Here is a 19,180-nt window from a genome sequence, read left to right on the forward strand (position 1 = left end):
CAGTATGCTGGTTTTCCGTTCAGGGGAAATACGCTTCATTTGTCACTCCATGCCCTCAGATTGATTTTTCAGAGGGGGTGACAACTATCCTGACACTGAGGGAGATCAAAAAACAGGAAACACTCAAAAAGTGTCAGGAACTAAAACAGGTCTACTTACATTTCCATATCAACTCCTTTTGATATTTAGGTTCTATAGCTAATCCTTATGATATATGTAATAAATACTATGAATATCAATAGGTTCAAAGGATTGGCATTTGATTGTGGGGAGGCTTTGTTCTTTCTTTTTCAACCGAAGGGCGGAAAAAGCAAGGCAACTGAGTATCGCTCTGTTAGCCCTTGCTTAAAATGGTTTTACAAATTTATGGTATCTATATAATTTGATAAATCCTTTACCCTTATATACTGAGCGCCAGTTCCAACATACAATTCCAATAAGTGATTAATATTTTCTTTGATTTTCAAGAAAAGAGATTTTACCATTTCTTCATCACTGTGGCTTATTCCGATGATACAATCAGAAATTGAAACGGTTTCACTCTTTTTCAGAATGCACAACTTATTCTCATTACACCTTCCAACTCTTGGAATTAATAGTGAAGGGCCTGTGATAACGCTTCTATTTTTTGTGACATATTGATTTGTTTTTACTTTATTTTCTAATAGATTCGTAGTATGTACATAAGGGATACCTTTGCTAACGATTTTAGCTTTGAAAACAGGCAGTGAACCTCGAATGATTTCGAATTTTTTAGGAGCCTGACATTGATGAGGCTCGTTTGTTTTTGTATAAGGCAGTTCTTTTAACTCTAACTTACTAACTAAAACAATGACAGTATTCGCTGTAACATTTTTGAATGTATTACTATGATTCCTTTTAATCACTTCAACGGTACATTTTTTCCTTATAATATCCCATGCAGGTGAATCACGGTGGCTTTCAAGTGCACCACTAGGTAAAATAGCCAGTAATTTGCCATTTTCGGTCAGGTAACTCAATGATAACAGTGTAAATATCGCAGAGTAACTCGCTTTTATAGTTAAAGAAGAGTTTTTATCTTTCCAGCTCAACCACTCTCTTCTCCTGACACTGAATGGCGGGTTTAATATTATCAAGTCAACTTTTCCAATAAATTTAGAATAAAAAGCGCTTTGCCTTGACATAGGAAGTAAAAAGTTTGATTTTGAAACTAACCATCCTTTGTTTTTTTTAAGACAGAGAAATTATCATTACATATATCATTGGCAATAATTGTTGATTTTGACCATTTTTGATTGGCAGCTTTCAGCAAACTACCATGACCTGCGGCAAAGTCAGCTATAATTTCAGGTTCAAATTCAACAGGCAGATAGCTCAACATTTCAGCAGCTAAACTATCCGGTGTAAAGTGAGCATCATTCATTATTTTTTTAAGCGAGAAACATTAAATTTATTAAGGTCATTATTCACAGTATACACGGGATGTAAACCATCGAAAAGTGATGAAATGTGATAAACCATCAGTCTTGCAATACCATCGGTTCGTGAGGCTTTTCTAATAGGATGGTCATGGATTAGCTCAATACTAGTCTCTGATGTCAATGAGAAAAGTACTGCACCAAGGGCATGTGGTTTTGTCCCTAGTAGCCCAATTTTTATTCGGCTGGTATTATGACTCTTAGCAATTTCCTCCAAAAGATAGAAGCAACTAAATGGGCAATTTGCAGGTGCATAACGAACATGCTGCCAGGCCTCAGTTTCAAGAAGAAATTTCTTATTTCCTAAGTAGCTTTCAAAAACATACCAAGGTTTAAAACCAGGGGTTCCAATAATTGGGATGATTTTTTCATTATTGGGTTGCACTTGTTCAGAAATAAAAGATAGTCTTGTTCCTTCAAACCCTAATAGAGGAATGAATTGAAAGTCTTTTTCGGAATCATCAGTAATAGTTGCGAATCCTGTTAACGGAGCGATTCCTTGAATTTTTTCACTTAAATCGTATATTTGACCTTCGACCGGAGCCGAGCTTCTAGAATATTGATCTGGCTCAACATAAACTACTCTTACTTTGTATTTCTGATAAAGTGATACCTGAATCAATCTAGCCCAAACAGAATGAGTTAGCCCCGTAATGTCAATGTAAATACATTGATTTATTTCTACCAAGCCAATGAACTCCAATATACTTCTTTCTGATCTTAAATAAAATTCATTATCATCTTCTGAAGTGAAAGTATAAAGGTTTTCCGAAAATATTTCTTTAAATGCTATATTGTAAGTGTTTTTGTAGCCGAAATCTATATGTTTTGATCTTTCCTCACCGGACCTTCCAAATATATATATGGAGTTTTGTTCAGGAACAAAATCCTGACTTGATTCAAATGTGCTAGTTAAAATAGGATGTGCTTTGTTATCCAGCATAAAAAGATCCAAAAAGATTAAGTTGATCAGGGAGACTTTCATCATCGGAAATATTTCTTTTTTTCAATACTGCTTTTATAGTAGGGGCAGGATTGTCAATGAGATTTATGAACTGATTTTCATCCAAAGGGAATTTTCTCTTTTTACGGTGACTAAAGTTAAAAAATGGAGAGAATATTGGATGTAATCTGTAATCATATTCTTGTATTTCTTGCGATTGAATTAATTTATTTCCTGGTGTTCTTTCTAATGCTAAATGCATAACAGCTTGTTTTAATATGTTTTTTACTGCTTCATTGTATTCAGAACTTGTACTATCAGATTTTATATGAAATTGATTAACCTCCGGCGAGTGTCCTTTACCACCAGATGCCATTACTTGAAAAATTCGTCCTAAACTGAGAACAAGTTTTGTTAACTTTGCACCATCGACACTCAATCCTTCAAGTTCAGATAAGTTTTTCTTGCCAATTTGTGTTGCCGCATCAGTTTGGATCTTTGGGCTTATTGGTTCGAAAAGGATACCATCACTTTCAATATGATTTATAAAAGCCGCATGAACTAATTCAATTAAATATCGAATATTTCCATTTGCAAGAAGTAAATAGACATCCCATCCACAGTAAAACTTTCTTACACCAGTCTTTCCCCTTTTAAGAGTAAAGAGATACGCATAAAAGTGATTATTTATTTCATTTCTAAGTAAAGAAGGATCTCTAAGATATTTAAAAGCATATTCTTTAAGTGCATAAGTATCATCATCTGGTGATAAGTATTTAAGGAAGCCTAGCATACCTCGTTCTATAGTACTTATTTTACTTAAGTCTTTTTTACTCACTATAGTGGAAAGGTTATCTAATGTTTTATTATAATCATCAGGCCCAACTAAGATTTCAGCCTCTTCTCTTTCTGAGATAGATGTTAACAATAGTGTAGGATCAATGAATTTTTCATCAACTTCAATAAATTCTTTCTTTAATCTATCTGTAATTACCTTTTTTGCAAAAAACTCAAAGTTATTTTTTTGAAGCCTTTCTGAAATGCTTATTCGTGCATAATCTGCTGGAGAAATCAAAGATTCGTTGGCATTTAATGTTCCTCGCTGTCGCCACCCTAATTCCCTTACTCCTATTTTAAATGTATAGTAGTTATTAGAATGCTTTATAATGGTATTGAGGATTATTTGTTGATAATCTTCGAAGTTTTCGAATTCGTCTATTAAAAAATAGAATTGTTTACCTCTAAATATTGATAGGGAACACAATGATTTTGTCAATAAATCTATTGGGGCTGAAAGAATCGATAGGTTTTTGGGTGGGGTGTCTATAATTGAGTTAACGGAGATTTCAAATTCAATAATACTGTATTCTAATTCCTCAGAAAGCTCTTCAAGTGTAAGAACTTCATTAATTCCTAAACTCAAACATACCATTTTAATAGACGTTTTATTTAATTCGACATTACATTTCGTGACTGCCTTGTACCATTTTATAAAATCTAAAATTTGTTTGCAAAATGTTAAGTTAACATAATGTGAAAAATAGCGAGTCCAACTCGACTCGTCAATTTCTGGTCCACGAAAAGCTGTAACTCTATTGGTATTAACCCTGTAATACATGCCATAAAATGGCCAGTCAGCTATTTTATTTTTATCTGTAGAAAGAGATGCATATTGTCCTTCATATGATAAACCTCTAAGCACAGTTGTTTTTCCCGTTCCTCGCCCACCTATAAGAAGGCAAGGCCTGTGTGTTTTTAATTCATCAAAGTAAACGGGTTCATTAAAAAGATCAAATATTGCTTCATTAAGCCATTCAGCTTTGTATAGGCCTAAGGATTTATTTATTTTAGTTATGGCTTCGCTACTTGAATAACTCATTATAAAGCACCTCCTTTAATGAGTGGCTTCCATGCTTTTGATGAGTGGTAGAAGAGGGGCACAGTAGCATCTGGGTATCCATGTTCAAAAGCTAATGCTAAGCCTAGTTTGTGAAACCCTCTCCAGCAACCAAAATCTCCATCTTTATCAGGTATTCCTGCTGCGATGCTAACTCGTTCCAGAAATTCTGGACCGCTGGTTCTCATATCATCTCTCCAGATAGAAGAATTTGCACTTAGCAATGACTGTTGTTCACCAAATATATGAGCTGTCGATATTTTTATATTTCTACACTTGCTATAAATTGTATTCATTCCATATTCTGTGCAAATTACAGGACAATAATAAAAATTGATATCTGTCCTTAAACAACTAATATTAAAAAATGAGGTTTCATTTCCTAATATTTTGTAAACCCTATCCCAGAGAGTAACGAATTGCTGACCTGATCCAACGAAATCATCTACAAAGACAACATCGCAGGTATTGCCTCTGGCGATGTAATCTAAAGCTGATTCTGGTGAGAGAATTCTCTCTTGAGGGATATTTAATATATTTCTAGCCATCCTTGAAAAGGCATAACCACTATCAGTATCATTTGGTCTTTCACCAGTAACCCTGACTACAATAATATTGTCGATGAAGTATCCCCATGAACGAATGGCTATTTTTAAATTATCTTTGTTTTTTATTGTTTGCTGTGAAAGATTTAGAAAGGAGCTTTTAAACATCGATTCAACTAGCTCTGTGGAATAGAATGTAAATCCCTCAAGTAATCTAACTGCAAAGCAAAGATCTTTTTCACAAAAATTGCTCAACCATTCTTCGGGTGAGAAAACCCCACTTTTAGGCCAAAGTTGGACTGTCCTCAAATAGCTGGATTTTTCTTTTTGTGTATTCATTTTATTTGCCGATGTTATTCTTAATACTTGTGTATTTTTTCTCTAGTGAGTTATAAATCTTATTAGCATAATCATCATCTGATGGAGGGATATGCGCTGTGATTTTTGATAACCACACATTATCTTCTTGATCTTCCCAGACTTTAATATACTCCCCAGTTTTATAACCATGATCTTGGCGGAACTTGTTAAGTGTATTCTTTCCAACATACATTTTAAATAATTCTAATGGATTAAGATTGCTTTTAATCATAATATTCACAAATAATTCTTTTGAAAATTTTTTGTTTTTCAAGGTGAAAAGCGCAAAATTCTCTATGCTTGCTCTTAAACTCTCTATGTCATTTTCTTCAGTCTTGATAGTGAAGTTTTTAAAATTTAATAAAATAGAATTACTAATTGATTCGACATCCTCTTTCATCAACATTTCACTTAAACCGAAGTGCCATATGTCCACTATTTCTAAATGTATTTGCCCAATATCTTGTTCAGTATATTTCCACCATTTCCAACCAACATGTTCTAACATTTCGGCACATTCTGTCCATACTGCCCTATACCATGGATGTTCCTTTTCCCGCCAAGTCTGATCAATTACAGAATTTATTGAATCCTGCAAATTCAGCATTAGTTGAATTTGAGATTTTGTGAGTATGGAATCTGTCATGTTTATCCTTAGGGACGATAACTAGAGTGTTGCTCAAGTTTACATAGTATTTTGATTTAAAACAACTAAGGCGAAAATATTGATTTTTTTGAAATAAGTCATTTGTTTCAATTGGTTAGATCTATTAACATTATAGTTATAATAACATTTGTTATATATGTAATTGCAACTATATCTAGAGGTTGGTTTTATACTAACTTTTATATGTTAAATGGCTTTATTGAACAAATCAGATTTGGGGCAGGCATCTTCGTAGTCGGTTGCAGTCGTCAGATAACACGTACGCTTTCTGGCATGCCTCCCTTAGTCATTTTGTTCAGCGTACGCAACATGGACATAGCTTCTGCAACCTACGCATTCTAGTCACGCAGTGTCAGCGAACCACCGAACAATTGCTTTACCCAGTACATCGTCGTTTCCGCTATTGACCGACGGTTGTAATCCGTTGTCCATTTCAACCGGGCATTGCTCCCGCCCGGTCGTTGATTGGCAACAGCATGATTACGGGCTGCATAATCACCAGGCTAGTAACCCGCTCCCTTTAGGGGAGGGATAAGCGCGCTGATTTTCTTGCGCTGCAGTTCGTCATGACATCGTCTCGTATCGTGAGCGCCGTTCGTCGCCGCTGACCTGATTTTTCGATGGGTCTGCCAGAGAAGCGCCGGGAAAGCTTCAGCGTCCGTGATGTTGTTCAGTGACAGGTCCGCGCAGATGACTTCATGTGTACTCGTATCAACAGCCAAATGCAGTTTACGCTAGATACGACGGCGTTCTTTGCCGTGCTTTTTGACTTTCCACTCACCTTCGCCAAAGACTTTCAGCCCTGTGGAATCAATCATCATATGGACTATTTCAACCCGTGTCGGCGCTTTAGAACTGACATTCACCGACTTTGCCAGTTAGCTGATGCTGCTGTAGTACGGGCAGCGCAGTGGGACACCCATCAGGGAAAAAATTGAATCAATAAAGCCTGCGCGCTCGCAGGGTCAGCCGGAATACGCATTTATTCACCAGAACGGTGGTGATGGTAAGGTCTGAATAGTGCTGAGGCCGTCCGCATGAGGCGGGTATTGCTGACTCATACCTGGCCTGAATCGCCTCATCATAAGGGAACTTCGATTAACCAGGGCCTTATTTTAGTGGCACCAGTTAGTGATTTTGAACTTCTGCTTTGCCATGGAACTTCCTGCATTATCAGGATCATGCGTGCTCTGATCCTTCAATTCAGCAAAATTTCGATTTATTTAACAAAGCCAGTTTTTGTTGTCAGTCATAGACATAATTTATGTATTCCATTGAATTTTAGGTAAATTGTGATTTTAGTTATTATCATTGAGTATCATGTTGTCTCATAAAAAGTCGCTTAAACCCTGCTGGTCAGTAAAGGTTGCGCCAGGGGGAGTCCCTGAAATGGATCTTATATGACGGATAAACCGACAGGCAAACCTTTGTCGTGTAAAGCACGTGCAATGACGGGAAGCCGGACAAAAAAAAGCCAGTACCCTTCAGAACCGAAGGCTAGCGGGTCACCTGCAACGCATCGTTCGATGAAAATAGCTTTCAGTCATTTGTATTTTAAAATTTCGCGCTAAATTCTGAAAAACTTCGCTTCTGTTTAGTTTCTTTAAAAAAAGGTTTATTCTTTATTCGTTATTATCGTGATTGTATCTCTGATAAAGGATATGTTATGGAAAGGGAAGTTGGCCACCAGGCAGGATTTCAGGGGGAATCAGAAGTTAATACCATTTCGCAATACAGGGCTTTATTGCCGGCATCCCTGTTATAGCGGGTAATACGATGAATAAGATATTTGTATTAATTCCGGTTTTATTGATGACTTCCTGTCATATAAATGATCCGCGCCCCGAAATTCATCGGGCTATGGTGAGTGTGGTTGACGACAGAGTTTGTATTACGCTGCCAGATACAAAAGACGAAAGCATCTCTTTATTAACTATCAGTGAGACTGGTAATAGTGAAAACAGGATAAGCAAGGCGTTCGCTTTGGAAAATAAAATTGAGTTATATCCGGATAAATGCCTCTCTGTTTTCGGTTTTACCTTTGAACCCGGTAAGTCATATGTGTTCTCTGTGAATACCCTAAGGACAGAAGAAGGGCGCATGATGAAAAACGGAAATAGTTATAGCGTTACTTTTTCTGTGTGGAGAGATAATGGCGGGTTACAGGTGAAGGATATAAATTAACGATGTCCGTGGAATGTTATCTTCAGACATCAGCGGATTTTTCTTCCGCTGATGAATATATTTTCCACTGAAATTATAAAGTCTGAGTCCGAAGGGGGGGATGCTTATGAGTAATTAGCTAATAATTTATATGCTTATCAGTTTGTTATCCCGAAATGCTATTTGTCGCACCGTTTACAGTAAATGCTCTGCTATCTATGTGGATAAACTCTTTACCATCGGTGCTCCCTAAGATAACTATTGCAATGTAATTAAGATAATCCCTGTTTTATATGTGATTAACCATTGCATTCCCCGGTGAATGTTATTACTGCTTCAAAATTAGTGAAGAATAGTTTTTGTGCCAGGTGTCAGCATGTTGCAGAACAAACGAATCAGAACCATAAGTTGCCAGAACCGATAATTAAGAGAGCTTTCCATGATGATATCGATTTTCAATCAATCGATATCATTATCTGTACCATTACCATGGTCATCCGCCTGCCACTGATTATGAGTCTGTGGGTAATGACTGCTCTGGCGTAAAGCTATTGATCATCCGGCGGTAGTGCTGACGCTGGGCATCGGTAAATTCTCCGTGGCTGGCCAGGGTAAAAATAATCAGTTTTCGTTGCTGTGGATTACGCTGTGGGTCGGCGGGCAGGGTAATGACAGAAGATATCTGATTCATCCATTTCCCCTGATGCAGATATTTGTTGGCGGTCTGAACCACTGGTAATTGCGCCGGACCTATCTGATGACGGATTTGCTCTGGTTCCGGAGTATATCCCGGGGTAAAGCGTTGCATTCTTTCGGCCTGGGCATTCAGGAAGTCATCTACCGTTTCGTCTGGTTTGAGTTCTGCCCGGTTGACGATAATGTCATAGGCATGATGTTCCGGATCGATAAAGCTCAAAATATTAATCGTTTGATCCGTCGCCGGAGACAGTGTCAGGAAACAGCCTTCATGCAAGGGGTAAGAGATGGGTTGTGTGTTCATGGTATTTTTCCTGAAAGCATGTGTGAATTAACGGCGGTATGCTCACTGGCTACCGGCGTGGTTTGTCTGATTGTTGTCTTTCACCAACGAAATTCTGTCACTGGCCCCCAGCCAGCTAACGGCTGCCAGCCACATAAACGGATAGTGTCGGGGGGATGTCCTGACTTTCCGCGGAAGGCAATGTTGAGTTGTGCCGGTGGATTATCGGGGAGTAATGGCAGCAGAGAAGGTGACAATTCGGTTTTAAATAACAGCTGATTCTTTGCATCAAAAACGGCCAGCAGGAAATACTGGTACTCCTGTTCGGCAGAGTGAAGGTCAGTGGTTTTCACCGTCAGTTGTTGCTGGTATTCGTAACGGAACTGCTCTGCCCATGCAGCATCACTTTCCGGAGGAGTGGCGAAGAAGGCCCGGGGATTTTCCGCCGTCACTTCGGGAAGTGTCAGGCGGTTTCGAAAATCGACGCCGCAGCGGTATTCAAATTCCCGCAGGGTCCTGAGTGTTCCGGGGCCATAATCAGGTGTTATATCGGTATCAGAGCTCAGTCCGAGCAACGCTAAAACCCGTTGTTTCGATAACTGGTCCCGCTGCCACCAACTGACAGAAATATCTCCTCGCTGGCAGGCCTCATCGGTGTGGTCCTGCCAGACTTTAGGGGAGTCCTGACGCTGGTAATAGTGCCAGAGCAGGATTTTATGCGGATGGTAGATATCATAACCCCGGGTAAAAGCGCGCACTGCCATCGCAATCTCTTCGCCGCTGAAAAAAATGTCCGGGTCATTGGGAACATCCCGCACAAAACTTCCGTAACTGAAAATAAATCCTCCGGCCAGATAACTCCCGGCGACAGGGTGCTCTGCACTAAAAGGGAATGAACTCGTTTCCGGCAGCCCTGACGCAGAAAACTCCCTGAAAATAAGCCGACTCACGGTGGTTCCTCTGGCAGAGACGTCATCATTCTCAGGCCGGTAAGCCGGGGGATAGGCGCTCAGAACGGGTAAGCGGCTCAGTTGGCTAAGCTGTTCCAGCAGGCGAATCATTTGCTGGTCCCAGCCACAGATAAAGCGAGAATGGGCATCAATCTGTAAAAAGTATTCTTCACCTGCATACAAGGACTCACAGCGATGGCGTGCCCAGCCGACCCCCCTGGCAGAAAAATAGTGGCAGGGCAAAAGCCGGATACTGGCCCCGCCAAAGGTGAAACTCAGCCTATTTTCACCCGTAGTGATACCTGCCGGACAGGGACGAAAACCAGCCAGTGAAAAGATCCCGGGACTGGCGTCATCCTGCCAGCAAACCGCAATGCGGAGTGCCTGCGGGTCCGCCGCCTGACAAATAAGATCCATGAGTGTCGGAATCAGTTCTGTATCGCGGTAACTGGCAATGCTGACAAAAATCCTGGAAGGTGTGTGCATCAGAGCTCTCTGCATCGCTGTTTACTGAATATCAAACACAATCTCGGCTTTGGCCGAGAAGTTACCCGCGACAGGGGAGGTGCTGCCTACCGGTAACAGGGTTGCGGTCCAGTGGAATTCGGCATCACTCTGGCTGACAGTGCTGCTCAGTTGCTCACTGTTGCTGCCGTTGACCATAATGGTTTTACCACTACTGTCTTCAATTTTTATCTTCAGCCGATCGGTATTGCCGCCTGCATCGGTGACCAGAATTGTGCTGGCATCGGCAGAGGGGGTTTTGGTGGTGAGTGATGCCGAGGCGATAAAGCTACCGTAATCACTCTTACAATTGATGGCGAAATCGAGTTTCTTTGCCACACCGTTACGTAACATTACCGGAGTAACCTGCTCAAAATTCACTGTTTTTGCACTGTCAGCCGTACAGACCGGGGTACTGACCAGCCGGATTTCACTGACTGCTAATTTGGTCAGGAATGCAGACGGATCACTGTTCATCAGATAGGTATAGGCAATATCCCCCGGAGTAATCAGCACATCACCATCAGGATCAGAAAGTTGTACATTATCGGAAATTTTAAAAAACTGAATTTTGAACTTAGAAATTGAAGGATGGTAATAGATAACGGTGGGAGAATCGCCATGCGGTGGAATATAACTGGTGGATGGAAAGCGCCCCCATCTTCCGTCGCCGTTCTGCCATAACGGTTTAATCACAATTCCGGGAACATTGGTTTTAAAGGTACGTTCTGAGGTGTCGTAATCCAGAAGATCGATCACCCGCTTTCCGTATTCAGATCCAATATCACAATGGGAATAGATAATATCGTGTCCCAGTTGTGAGCTCTCAAATTCGGCAATAGGTATGCTGCCGTCCACCGCAGTATCGGCACTGATCTGAATAGTGGCCGGAGGGATAGTAAAAATACTGCGTGCGCCCGAGTTAAACCTACAGACTGCGTTGGCACTATTGGCGAACAGTAATCCAATACTCAGCAGCAGAGATATCCTTATCATAATATGGTCCTTAGTGATGTTTCAGAAGTGAGATAATTTCCGGGGGATATATGTCCAGTAGCTCGGGAAAACTTTTGCCAATCCCCGCCTCGGTCAGTGCCAGCAGTTGAACCGCAGGACTTCCGGGTTCGGCCTCACTAAACCAGTGTCTTAACTGCTGTAAATATTCTAATGCCTCATCTCTGTGGCGAATCACCAGACGACTGGCAGTCTCCGGGGCCGGTATGACTGGTTGTCGGGTAACCGCATTGGTTTCCTCCGGTTCCGGTATGCAGGAAAATTGCTCCGTTGACGAAATAGCAGGATGAGCGGCATGTTGACCAGAGTTAAAAAGTGACAGCAATCCGGCAAGCCGGTTGATATCCGGAGCCAGAGGGGCGAGATTTATCTGTAACTGTTGCTGTAATAATTCCAGCATCTCCCCGGCCTGCCGTAGTGCAATGATTTCCGGACAGTCTGTTGTCTGCCAGTGTTCAGATAAGCGGGCGGCAGTGTCGGCCGATACCGTACCGCGGCTGGCTGGCAGGGTTCGGGCTTTTTCATATTCCCCGATGGTCATTTGTATCCCTGCCGTTTTAGGCAGAGGGTAGTGACGAATATCGGCGAGCAGCCCTTGCGGATCTTCAAGTTCCGCAAAAGCATTGGCCCGAATCTGTGGAATAAACTCTTCGTCGTCGTATAACTGAGGGTGAAGCTGTTCCGGCCAACGTTTTAGCAGCTCAAGTAATGCCTGAATCCCCCCGGCCAGAGCGGACAGGCCTGTGGCTTTTATCCGGCAACGCATCAGGATAATAATCAACCGGATGTCTTTACTGTTAGTCAGTAGCCTGCTGGCTAAGCTGGCACAATCCGTCCAGTTCACTGGTTCTGCCGCTTCGTAATAGTCTCCGTATTCTGTGTCAGATTTTGGCCGCAGGCTGGCCTGTAGCAGTAGAAATTGCGGGTCATCATCAGGATTGTCACCACAAGGGGAAAGCGGGCTGACCGGGAGATATAAAGCCCGGTAGTCTGTATCGGGTGGTGGTAAATCCGGGAATTTCGCCTGTGTCATGATAATTCCTGTGAATTTGAATCGCCGCAGATTTCCGGCTCAAAGCACATTCCGGCCAGTGGCAGATAGGAGGGAAGACGTTCAAGCCATACCGCATGCCCAAGCTGATGGCTGCCATTCAGACTGGCCAGTGGTACTTCGCTGGCGGAAAGTAGCAGCCGGACGTCCCAGCAATATTCCAGCCCAGTGAAAAAGCGTACCCATTCCCTGAGCACCGGCAGGTCTCTTCCCCACGGAGTGAAAGAGAGATAATCATTCAGTGACAGAGGGCCAATGATTAACCGGAATTTATGCTGTCTGTCCATCAGCTTGTCACCCAGTATCGCCCCATCGCCGAGCGTACACGCAGTATGCGGATGACCGAGAGAGGTGTGGTCGGCCGGGTCCAGAGAAATCCACTGCGATACATATTCTTCAACCCTTGCCGGGAAACCAAAATAGTGTTGCAGAGTATTCGCCAGAGCTTCCGGATTTCGGGCTTCACGTAATAAATGAGAGACAGCTGAAAGCTGGGCATGTGCCGGTAGCCGGGCCGCGTCTTGTTGCGGGAATGTCAGGCCCGCCAGACAACTGAGACGGGCAGAAAACAACTCATCCTGAGAGTTATCCAGAGTTGCGCAGTCCTGGCACACAAACCAGGCCCGGTAAAACAATGATAATGCGCGGTGATGGAAGATATCGGTAAAATCATTCAGCACCGGGTCCTGACGACTGGTCCTTAAATAGGCCATTTCAGTCAGGTGTAATGGCAGAATACTGTGCGGGCCCCAGACTCCCAGTGAGTACAGCGAAATTTCCGGGCAGGCGGTATTGTCACTCAGCCCGGCAATTTCACCGGGCGGAAACAGTAAACTGGCGGTCTGTTTGAGACGGAAGGGATCTTCAGCCGGCAGACCGGCCGTCCCTGGCGCAGGGGCCGCAGGTGAACGCGCTGCAATGACCCGCATCAGACTGATAAACCCGCTGTTCCACGGGGCGGCGCTGTTATACCAGTGGCTAAGGTCGCCGGTCCGGGGGCTGTTTAGCTGAGTCATAATATGCCTCGCTTACCGGGCCTTGCGGGCCACCGACCAATACAACCGCGTTGTACAGACCAGAGCCAGGTTTCGGTGAACACGTTGATTGCCGCATGCCTGGAAAGATAATTTTCCATCACCAGACCAAATAACCAGGGACTGCAACCGGAAAAGCCTTGTTCATCAATCGTCAGGGTACAACGGACCCCGCGACCATAGTTGAGTAGTCCATCTCCCTTCAGTCTGCGGGTTACCGCTTCTGTACGACATCCTGTCAGGCTGTTTATCTGTGTCGCGGCTTGTGGGTCATCCCCGCGGGTATATAAATGCAGTAACTCCCGTAGTGCCTCTGCGCCGGCAGGCGCTGTGACCCCGGTAAAGGGCAGGTAATTCAGGCTTAGCTGGCGGATAAGCTGCCAGGCTGATTCTCCGGTAGCCAACGGGGGGCGGGGAGCAGTTACCGGAATGACAAACCGTGCGGCTGACACCGGTACGCCTTCCGGCATGGTTAATCCGCAAGTCGCATCACTGGTTAACTGCCGCGGCCAATCCCGGTTGGTGACCATCGCTTCGACCCTCAGATACCGAAGATCGTCACAGTAGGGAGCATCATGCTGGTCGACCAGAGAGATAAACAGTTCGGTACCCTGATATTGACTCACTGGCGAATGTCCGCCCGTTGGCTGAAGCGTCGGTTTCCTTTGCAGTGAAAAATAGCGTCCGCCAGGGCCCGGTGAGTTATGCCGGGTCTGATACAAAGGTTTAAACATCATTTCCGTACGGTGATTGCCGTCCATACCGCTGACGCTCTCCACCGAGAACACTTCATACTCCATCGGGTTGCAGCGATCGGGGACGAGATGAAAACTATTTTTGGCGCGATCAATCACCGTCTGATCGAGTTGCTTCGGGAACAGATTAATCACCGGGGTACAATACAGTAAGAAGCGGCTCGCATTGACATGAGCTATCAGATGTTGCGGCAGTTCTTTCAGCAGGATAATGATGTCGGCCTGATTGCTGTGGATGTTTTTTAAACCGTGCGCCAGTTGCCGCAGGGTAAAAAATAAAAACGCTGACGGAAACAGAAATATTCCTGCAGCAGATGATGGCCGTGAAACATATTCCAGCGAACCGGCAACAGGCTTTGTTCTGCAGACAACCCTTCGAAACAGAGCGCTTCCCGGCCAGCCATCATAGTGGGCTGTTGGTTGTCCTCCCCGATAATGCACACTGCTACACACTGACGATGTATCAGTTCAAACAACTGCGAAACAATATGCTCGTCTCCCTGAATGTAAAACGGCAGATTGTCCGGCCCTTCAATGGCAGAAAAAGTCTGCTCCCCCGCCAGCTCTAACCGGAGTCGCAGTGCCCCTTTGCAGTCAGAAATATCTACAGGTCCGGCAGAGAGCGTTTCCAGGGTGGCGGGGAGGGTGCTCAGGCTGGCCGCACTGAGGGTCAGTGGCCAGAGCGTCACCGGCTGGCTGTTGCGGAATTCGCAGCGGATATTGTGGCCCGGTAACAGTTTACTCCGTATGGCTGTGTGGCGTGGGACGGTATAGCCCCGGGATAAATCGCCGGCTTGCAGGTCCGGTGTCAGTTGGACTATGCCCATCGATGGCGTCGGCGCGGTAAACTCAGGGCAGAGGATATCCAGCAGTCGCTGAGTAAACTCCGGGAATCCGGTATCCAGTTTTATCTGTGTACGGGCAGACAAAAAGCAGAAAGCCTCGATCATCCGTTCGACATAAGGATCGGCGATCCCCGCCCCCTCTATTCCCAGACGACCGGCAATGTGCGGATGTTTAGCGGCGAACTCCAGTGCCATTTCGCGCATGAAGGTGAGTTCGCGGTTGTAATATTCAAGAAATTGTTGTTCCACGGCGTTCCCTGCCTGGCTGTTAATGAATGACAGTCCCTCATTCCGGTCAGGGTAACGGTCGCCTGTCATATATTCAGATACTTTTTGTCTCTGACTAAAACCACGGGTCTGCGGGAAAACAGCAACAGTCATTCCGTTATTGTTGCCGTACCCGTAATACTTACCCGCTGGAGTTATTGATCTGTTAATCAATGATTGAATTAAACCCGGTGATAAGCAGCCATAACTCTTCGTCAGTCTCTTATCGCTGGTGATAATGATTCTATTATCGCTTTCTGTCATGCGGGAAGATAAGCCGAAAGTCTTTTTTTATTTTTTTAGGAATTTGCATCGGGCTGTTTTCTTAAATTAATCCTGATGTGAACAGGATGTTTTTATTTGGTCAGTGGTTTAGTTATTCTCTGCCGCGAAGTGAAATGGATATCACTGCAGTCTTATTGTTGAAAATAGGTACTGCGCTTACGTCAGACAGGATGAGTTATTATGGAAATCTCCAGAAGAACGTTATTCGGAAAACTGAATCCGCTACTCTCAGAGACTCTGGAGCGTGGAACGGATCTCTGTCGTCTGAAGGGGAATCCTGAAGTAGAGTTAGTACACTGGCTGAATATTTTATTAATGCAACCAGACAGTGACCTGCAATGTGTCCTGCGCTTTTTTGCTGTGGATCATGCGCAGCTGGAAACGGATATTTTGCTGACCCTGGGCCGGTTACCTGCCGGGTCTGCTTCGGTAAGCGATTTTTCGCCGCTCATCGATCAGACGATAGAAAGTGCCTGGATGATTGCCAGTCTGGAAGACGCACCCGCCCCGCTGATTCACAGTGGGCATCTGTTAGTCACATTGCTCACTCAGCCTGAATTGTGTCGGGCGTTACTGGCTATTTCGCGGGTTTTTGCTGTGTTATCAGCCGATGAAATCCGCCGACAGTTTACCACTATCACCGCACACTCGCCGGAACGTCAGTTTACGGCGAATCCGGAGACCCTGCCGGGTCATCATGAAATCAGCCATCAGAGTTCATCGCTTAATAACGCACTGGCCATTTACACCTCAGATCTTACGTTACTTGCGGGTCAGGGGAAAATTGACCCGGTCTGCGGGCGGGACAATGAAATCACCAGCCTGATTGATGTGCTGTTGCGCCGCAGGCAAAACAATCCATTGCTGGTGGGGGAGGCCGGTGTTGGAAAAACTGCGGTGGCAGAAGGCCTGGCGCTGGCGATTGCTGCCGGTGAAGTTCCGCCACAGCTCAGTGATGCCCGGATACTGGCCGTCGATCTGGTGGCTTTAACCGCCGGTGCCGGAACCCGGGGAGAGTTTGAAGCTCGTCTGAAGGCAGTGTTGGAGGCTGCGACACAGTCGGTGTGGCCGGTGATTTTGTTTATTGATGAAATCCATACTCTGATGGGAGCCGGTGGGGCTGCCGGTACAGGTGACGCCGCAAATCTGATGAAACCTATGCTGGCCAGAGGCGATTTACGGACGATAGGCGCGACCACCCGCGGGGAATTCAAACGTTATATCGAAAAAGATCCCGCATTTTCCCGCCGCTTTCAGGTCATCAGGATCGAAGAACCGTCAGAAGATCTGGCCATACAGATGCTCAGGGGGGTCTTACCGGTGCTTGAACAGCACCACCATGTTCTGATCACAGACCAGGCCGTCCGGGCTGCCGTCAGGCTCTCTTACCGTTATCTTCCGGAACGGCAGCTACCGGATAAAGCCATTAGTCTGCTGGATACGGCCTGCGCCAGAACAGCTGTGGCGGAATATACACCACCGGCAGCACTGCAACGGCTGCGGTTTCTGGCGGAGTCAGCGCACAGAGAGCTGGCACTGACCGACTCCCCTCGTCGTCTGGCCGGAATGACAGCAGATCCGCTGCAGTTACAGGAACAGATTGCCCGCTATAACACTGAGGCTGACATCATTGAACAACGCTGGCGCCAGCAATGTCAGCAGTTGTCTGTAATCCGTGAGTTGCGTTCACAATGGCAATCTGCCGAAGGGGAACAACAGCAAAATCTGGAACAGCAGTTACAGCAACTGCAGCCGGATCTCAGTGATCAACAGGCTACCCCGGTTCTGGTGCGGACTGAAGTTAATGCCGCTGCAGTGGCCGATATTGTTGCCCAGTGGACCGGTATTCCTGTGGGGCGGGTCCTTAAAGACGATCTGCAGGCGTTGCAGGAACTGCCTGATAAGCTAAACCGCAGAGTACGTGGTCAGGTTCATGCCACGCAGCAACTGAGCAAAAATATCAGCATTGCCAAAGCAGGACTGGCAGACCCGCAAAAACCCTGTGGGGTGTTTCTGCTGACCGGCCCGTCAGGCGTTGGCAAAACTGAAACGGCATTGGCGCTGGCGGCGGAGTTATACGGTGGCGAGCAGCATTTAATCACCATCAATATGAGTGAATATCAGGAAGCCCATAGTATTTCTGGGCTGAAAGGTTCACCCCCGGGTTATGTGGGCTATGGCGAGGGCGGGGTTCTGACTGAAGCCGTACGGCGCAGACCTTACAGCGTGGTACTACTCGATGAGATTGAAAAAGCCCACTCTGATATTCATGAGCTGTTTTTTCAGGTGTTTGATAAAGGGCGAATGGAGGATGGCGAAGGGCGACAGATAGATTTCCGGAATACACTCATTTTAATGACCAGCAACATCGGCAGTGAATTACTGGCGAATACGACAGAGGAGGCAGAGAGTACTTTACTGACAGAACAATTGTACCCGGAACTACTCAACTATTTCCCCGCTGCGTTTTTGGGAAGAGTCTGCGTGATACCATATTTCCCACTGTCTTCAGGGGTACTTAAAGATATTGTCCGGAGTCAGATGGATAAAGTCTCTGCGCGTTTCTTTCAGCAGCACAATATGAGTCTGAAATACTCTGAGTCGTTACTGAATTATATTATTAACCTTAGCCGGACAACAGGTTCTGGTGCGCGAGGCATTATCCATGTGATTGAACGGAAAGTATTACCGGTAATAGCCGCTTATATTTTGTCACCGTCCAGTCCGGATGTAATAGCGGTTGAGGGTGTGATGGTCAGCTATTCTGATGCTGATGGAGTGACAGTGAATCCTCACGGGACCTCGCAAGAGGGAATAACTGAATAATCCGCCAGGATGCCGTAATACATTGTCGTGTTTTGCTCTGTTGAATATCATTAAATAGGGAATTTTTATGAAAATAACAAAGTTATCTGCAACTCTGCTGGTTTTAATCCCGGCAATATCATTACCTGTTTCTGCGTTACAGGTTGGTCAGGGGCTGGTGACCTTTAATGGTGAGGTGGTGACGGATACCTGCACTATTGAGAATGATAACCTGGTCGTGTTACTGCCTACTGTTTCCAGCCAGTCTATGCAAACCGCGGGTATTGAAGCGGGCATCAAAAACTTCAATATCAAGGTCAAAGACTGCCCCGGCTCCTTTAAGAAAGTCCAGGCACATTTTGAACCGCTCGGCAGTATCGGCACCGGAGAGATTAACTATAAGACCTGGAACCTGGTCAACGATTATACCGCTACCAGCGGGACCACCAATGCGGCCACCAATGTTGAGGTGAGGTTATTTAACTCAGACCATACACAAATCCGTCCGGGCGATACCGGCGCAGAAGTGGATGTTGTGAACGGTGCCGCCACCATGACTTATGCCGGGGGTTATTACTCTACCGGCGCTGTCGGGGCTGGTATGGTTAGTGCACATATCGTTTATACGCTGGCTTATCCGTAACCCGCATCACCGA

The 19,180-nt window shown here is 44.9% G+C and carries 14 protein-coding genes and 2 pseudogenes; 3 read left to right on the forward strand and 13 right to left on the reverse strand.

The annotated features are described in order from the left end of the window. Positions 1–356 precede the first annotated feature (356 nt). From HA49_RS13670 to HA49_RS21265, 7 genes and pseudogenes are all read right to left on the reverse strand, one after another. A complete protein-coding gene (locus HA49_RS13670; RefSeq protein WP_038018426.1) occupies positions 357–1,166 on the reverse strand; it encodes an N-6 DNA methylase in 810 nt (269 codons plus the stop codon). A gap of 26 nt (positions 1,167–1,192) precedes the next feature. Beyond that, positions 1,193–1,405, reverse strand: a complete 213-nt coding sequence (locus tag HA49_RS13675; protein ID WP_038018429.1) for a hypothetical protein — start codon at positions 1,403–1,405, stop codon at positions 1,193–1,195. Further along, positions 1,405–2,448 carry a hypothetical protein gene (locus HA49_RS21680; protein ID WP_072055939.1) on the reverse strand — a complete coding sequence of 348 codons (1,044 nt, stop codon included), beginning with the start codon at positions 2,446–2,448 and terminating at the stop codon, positions 1,405–1,407. The genes HA49_RS13675 and HA49_RS21680 overlap by 1 nt, the downstream gene beginning before the upstream one ends. Further along, positions 2,393–4,282, reverse strand: a complete 1,890-nt coding sequence (locus tag HA49_RS13685; RefSeq protein ID WP_038018432.1) for an ORC-CDC6 family AAA ATPase — start codon at positions 4,280–4,282, stop codon at positions 2,393–2,395. Before HA49_RS13685 ends, HA49_RS21680 begins: the two co-directional genes overlap by 56 nt. Beyond that, the gene (locus HA49_RS13690; RefSeq protein WP_046791834.1) at positions 4,282–5,184 is read right to left on the reverse strand and encodes a phosphoribosyltransferase-like protein; all 903 of its coding nucleotides are present in this window, start codon (positions 5,182–5,184) and stop codon (positions 4,282–4,284) included. The genes HA49_RS13685 and HA49_RS13690 overlap by 1 nt, the downstream gene beginning before the upstream one ends. A 1-nt stretch (position 5,185) precedes the next feature. Further along, on the reverse strand, positions 5,186–5,851 hold the full coding sequence (locus tag HA49_RS13695) for a dUTP diphosphatase (RefSeq protein WP_038018434.1): 666 nt from the start codon (positions 5,849–5,851) through the stop codon (positions 5,186–5,188). Positions 5,852–6,120: 269 nt separating this feature from the next. After that, positions 6,121–6,978 (reverse strand): annotated as a pseudogene (locus tag HA49_RS21265) (IS5 family transposase). Between the two features lie 670 nt (positions 6,979–7,648). Between HA49_RS21265 and HA49_RS13705 the strand changes: the two are divergent. After that, a complete protein-coding gene (locus HA49_RS13705; RefSeq protein ID WP_038018437.1) occupies positions 7,649–8,056 on the forward strand; it encodes a putative T6SS immunity periplasmic lipoprotein in 408 nt (135 codons plus the stop codon). Between the two features lie 490 nt (positions 8,057–8,546). On the opposite strand, the gene HA49_RS13710 is transcribed toward HA49_RS13705, so the two are convergent. The 6 genes and pseudogenes from HA49_RS13710 to tssF form a co-directional block, all read right to left on the reverse strand. After that, entirely contained in the window at positions 8,547–9,035 is a 489-nt protein-coding gene (locus HA49_RS13710; protein WP_038018439.1) for a DcrB-related protein, read from the reverse strand. Between the two features lie 80 nt (positions 9,036–9,115). Beyond that, on the reverse strand, positions 9,116–10,450 hold the full coding sequence (locus HA49_RS13715) for a GlcNAc-transferase family protein (protein WP_038018442.1): 1,335 nt from the start codon (positions 10,448–10,450) through the stop codon (positions 9,116–9,118). Between the two features lie 21 nt (positions 10,451–10,471). Continuing rightward, on the reverse strand, positions 10,472–11,464 hold the full coding sequence (locus HA49_RS13720; RefSeq protein WP_038018445.1) for a fimbrial protein: 993 nt from the start codon (positions 11,462–11,464) through the stop codon (positions 10,472–10,474). A 10-nt stretch (positions 11,465–11,474) separates the two neighbouring features. Further along, positions 11,475–12,515, reverse strand: a complete 1,041-nt coding sequence (locus tag HA49_RS13725) for a type VI secretion system protein TssA (RefSeq protein WP_046791835.1) — start codon at positions 12,513–12,515, stop codon at positions 11,475–11,477. Next, positions 12,512–13,549 carry a type VI secretion system baseplate subunit TssG gene (tssG, locus tag HA49_RS13730; protein ID WP_038018447.1) on the reverse strand — a complete coding sequence of 346 codons (1,038 nt, stop codon included), beginning with the start codon at positions 13,547–13,549 and terminating at the stop codon, positions 12,512–12,514. The genes HA49_RS13725 and tssG overlap by 4 nt, the downstream gene beginning before the upstream one ends. Further along, positions 13,546–15,416 (reverse strand): annotated as a pseudogene (tssF, locus tag HA49_RS22010) (type VI secretion system baseplate subunit TssF). Before tssF ends, tssG begins: the two are co-directional and overlap by 4 nt. Positions 15,417–15,899: 483 nt before the next feature. Between tssF and tssH the strand changes: the two are divergent. After that, positions 15,900–18,545 carry a type VI secretion system ATPase TssH gene (gene tssH, locus HA49_RS13740; RefSeq protein ID WP_038018449.1) on the forward strand — a complete coding sequence of 882 codons (2,646 nt, stop codon included), beginning with the start codon at positions 15,900–15,902 and terminating at the stop codon, positions 18,543–18,545. Between the two features lie 67 nt (positions 18,546–18,612). Further along, positions 18,613–19,167 carry a fimbrial protein gene (locus HA49_RS13745; protein WP_038018451.1) on the forward strand — a complete coding sequence of 185 codons (555 nt, stop codon included), beginning with the start codon at positions 18,613–18,615 and terminating at the stop codon, positions 19,165–19,167. The last annotated feature ends 13 nt before the right edge of the window (positions 19,168–19,180 follow it).

Source organism: Tatumella morbirosei (genome assembly GCF_000757425.2).
GTDB classification, from domain to species: domain Bacteria; phylum Pseudomonadota; class Gammaproteobacteria; order Enterobacterales; family Enterobacteriaceae; genus Tatumella; species Tatumella morbirosei.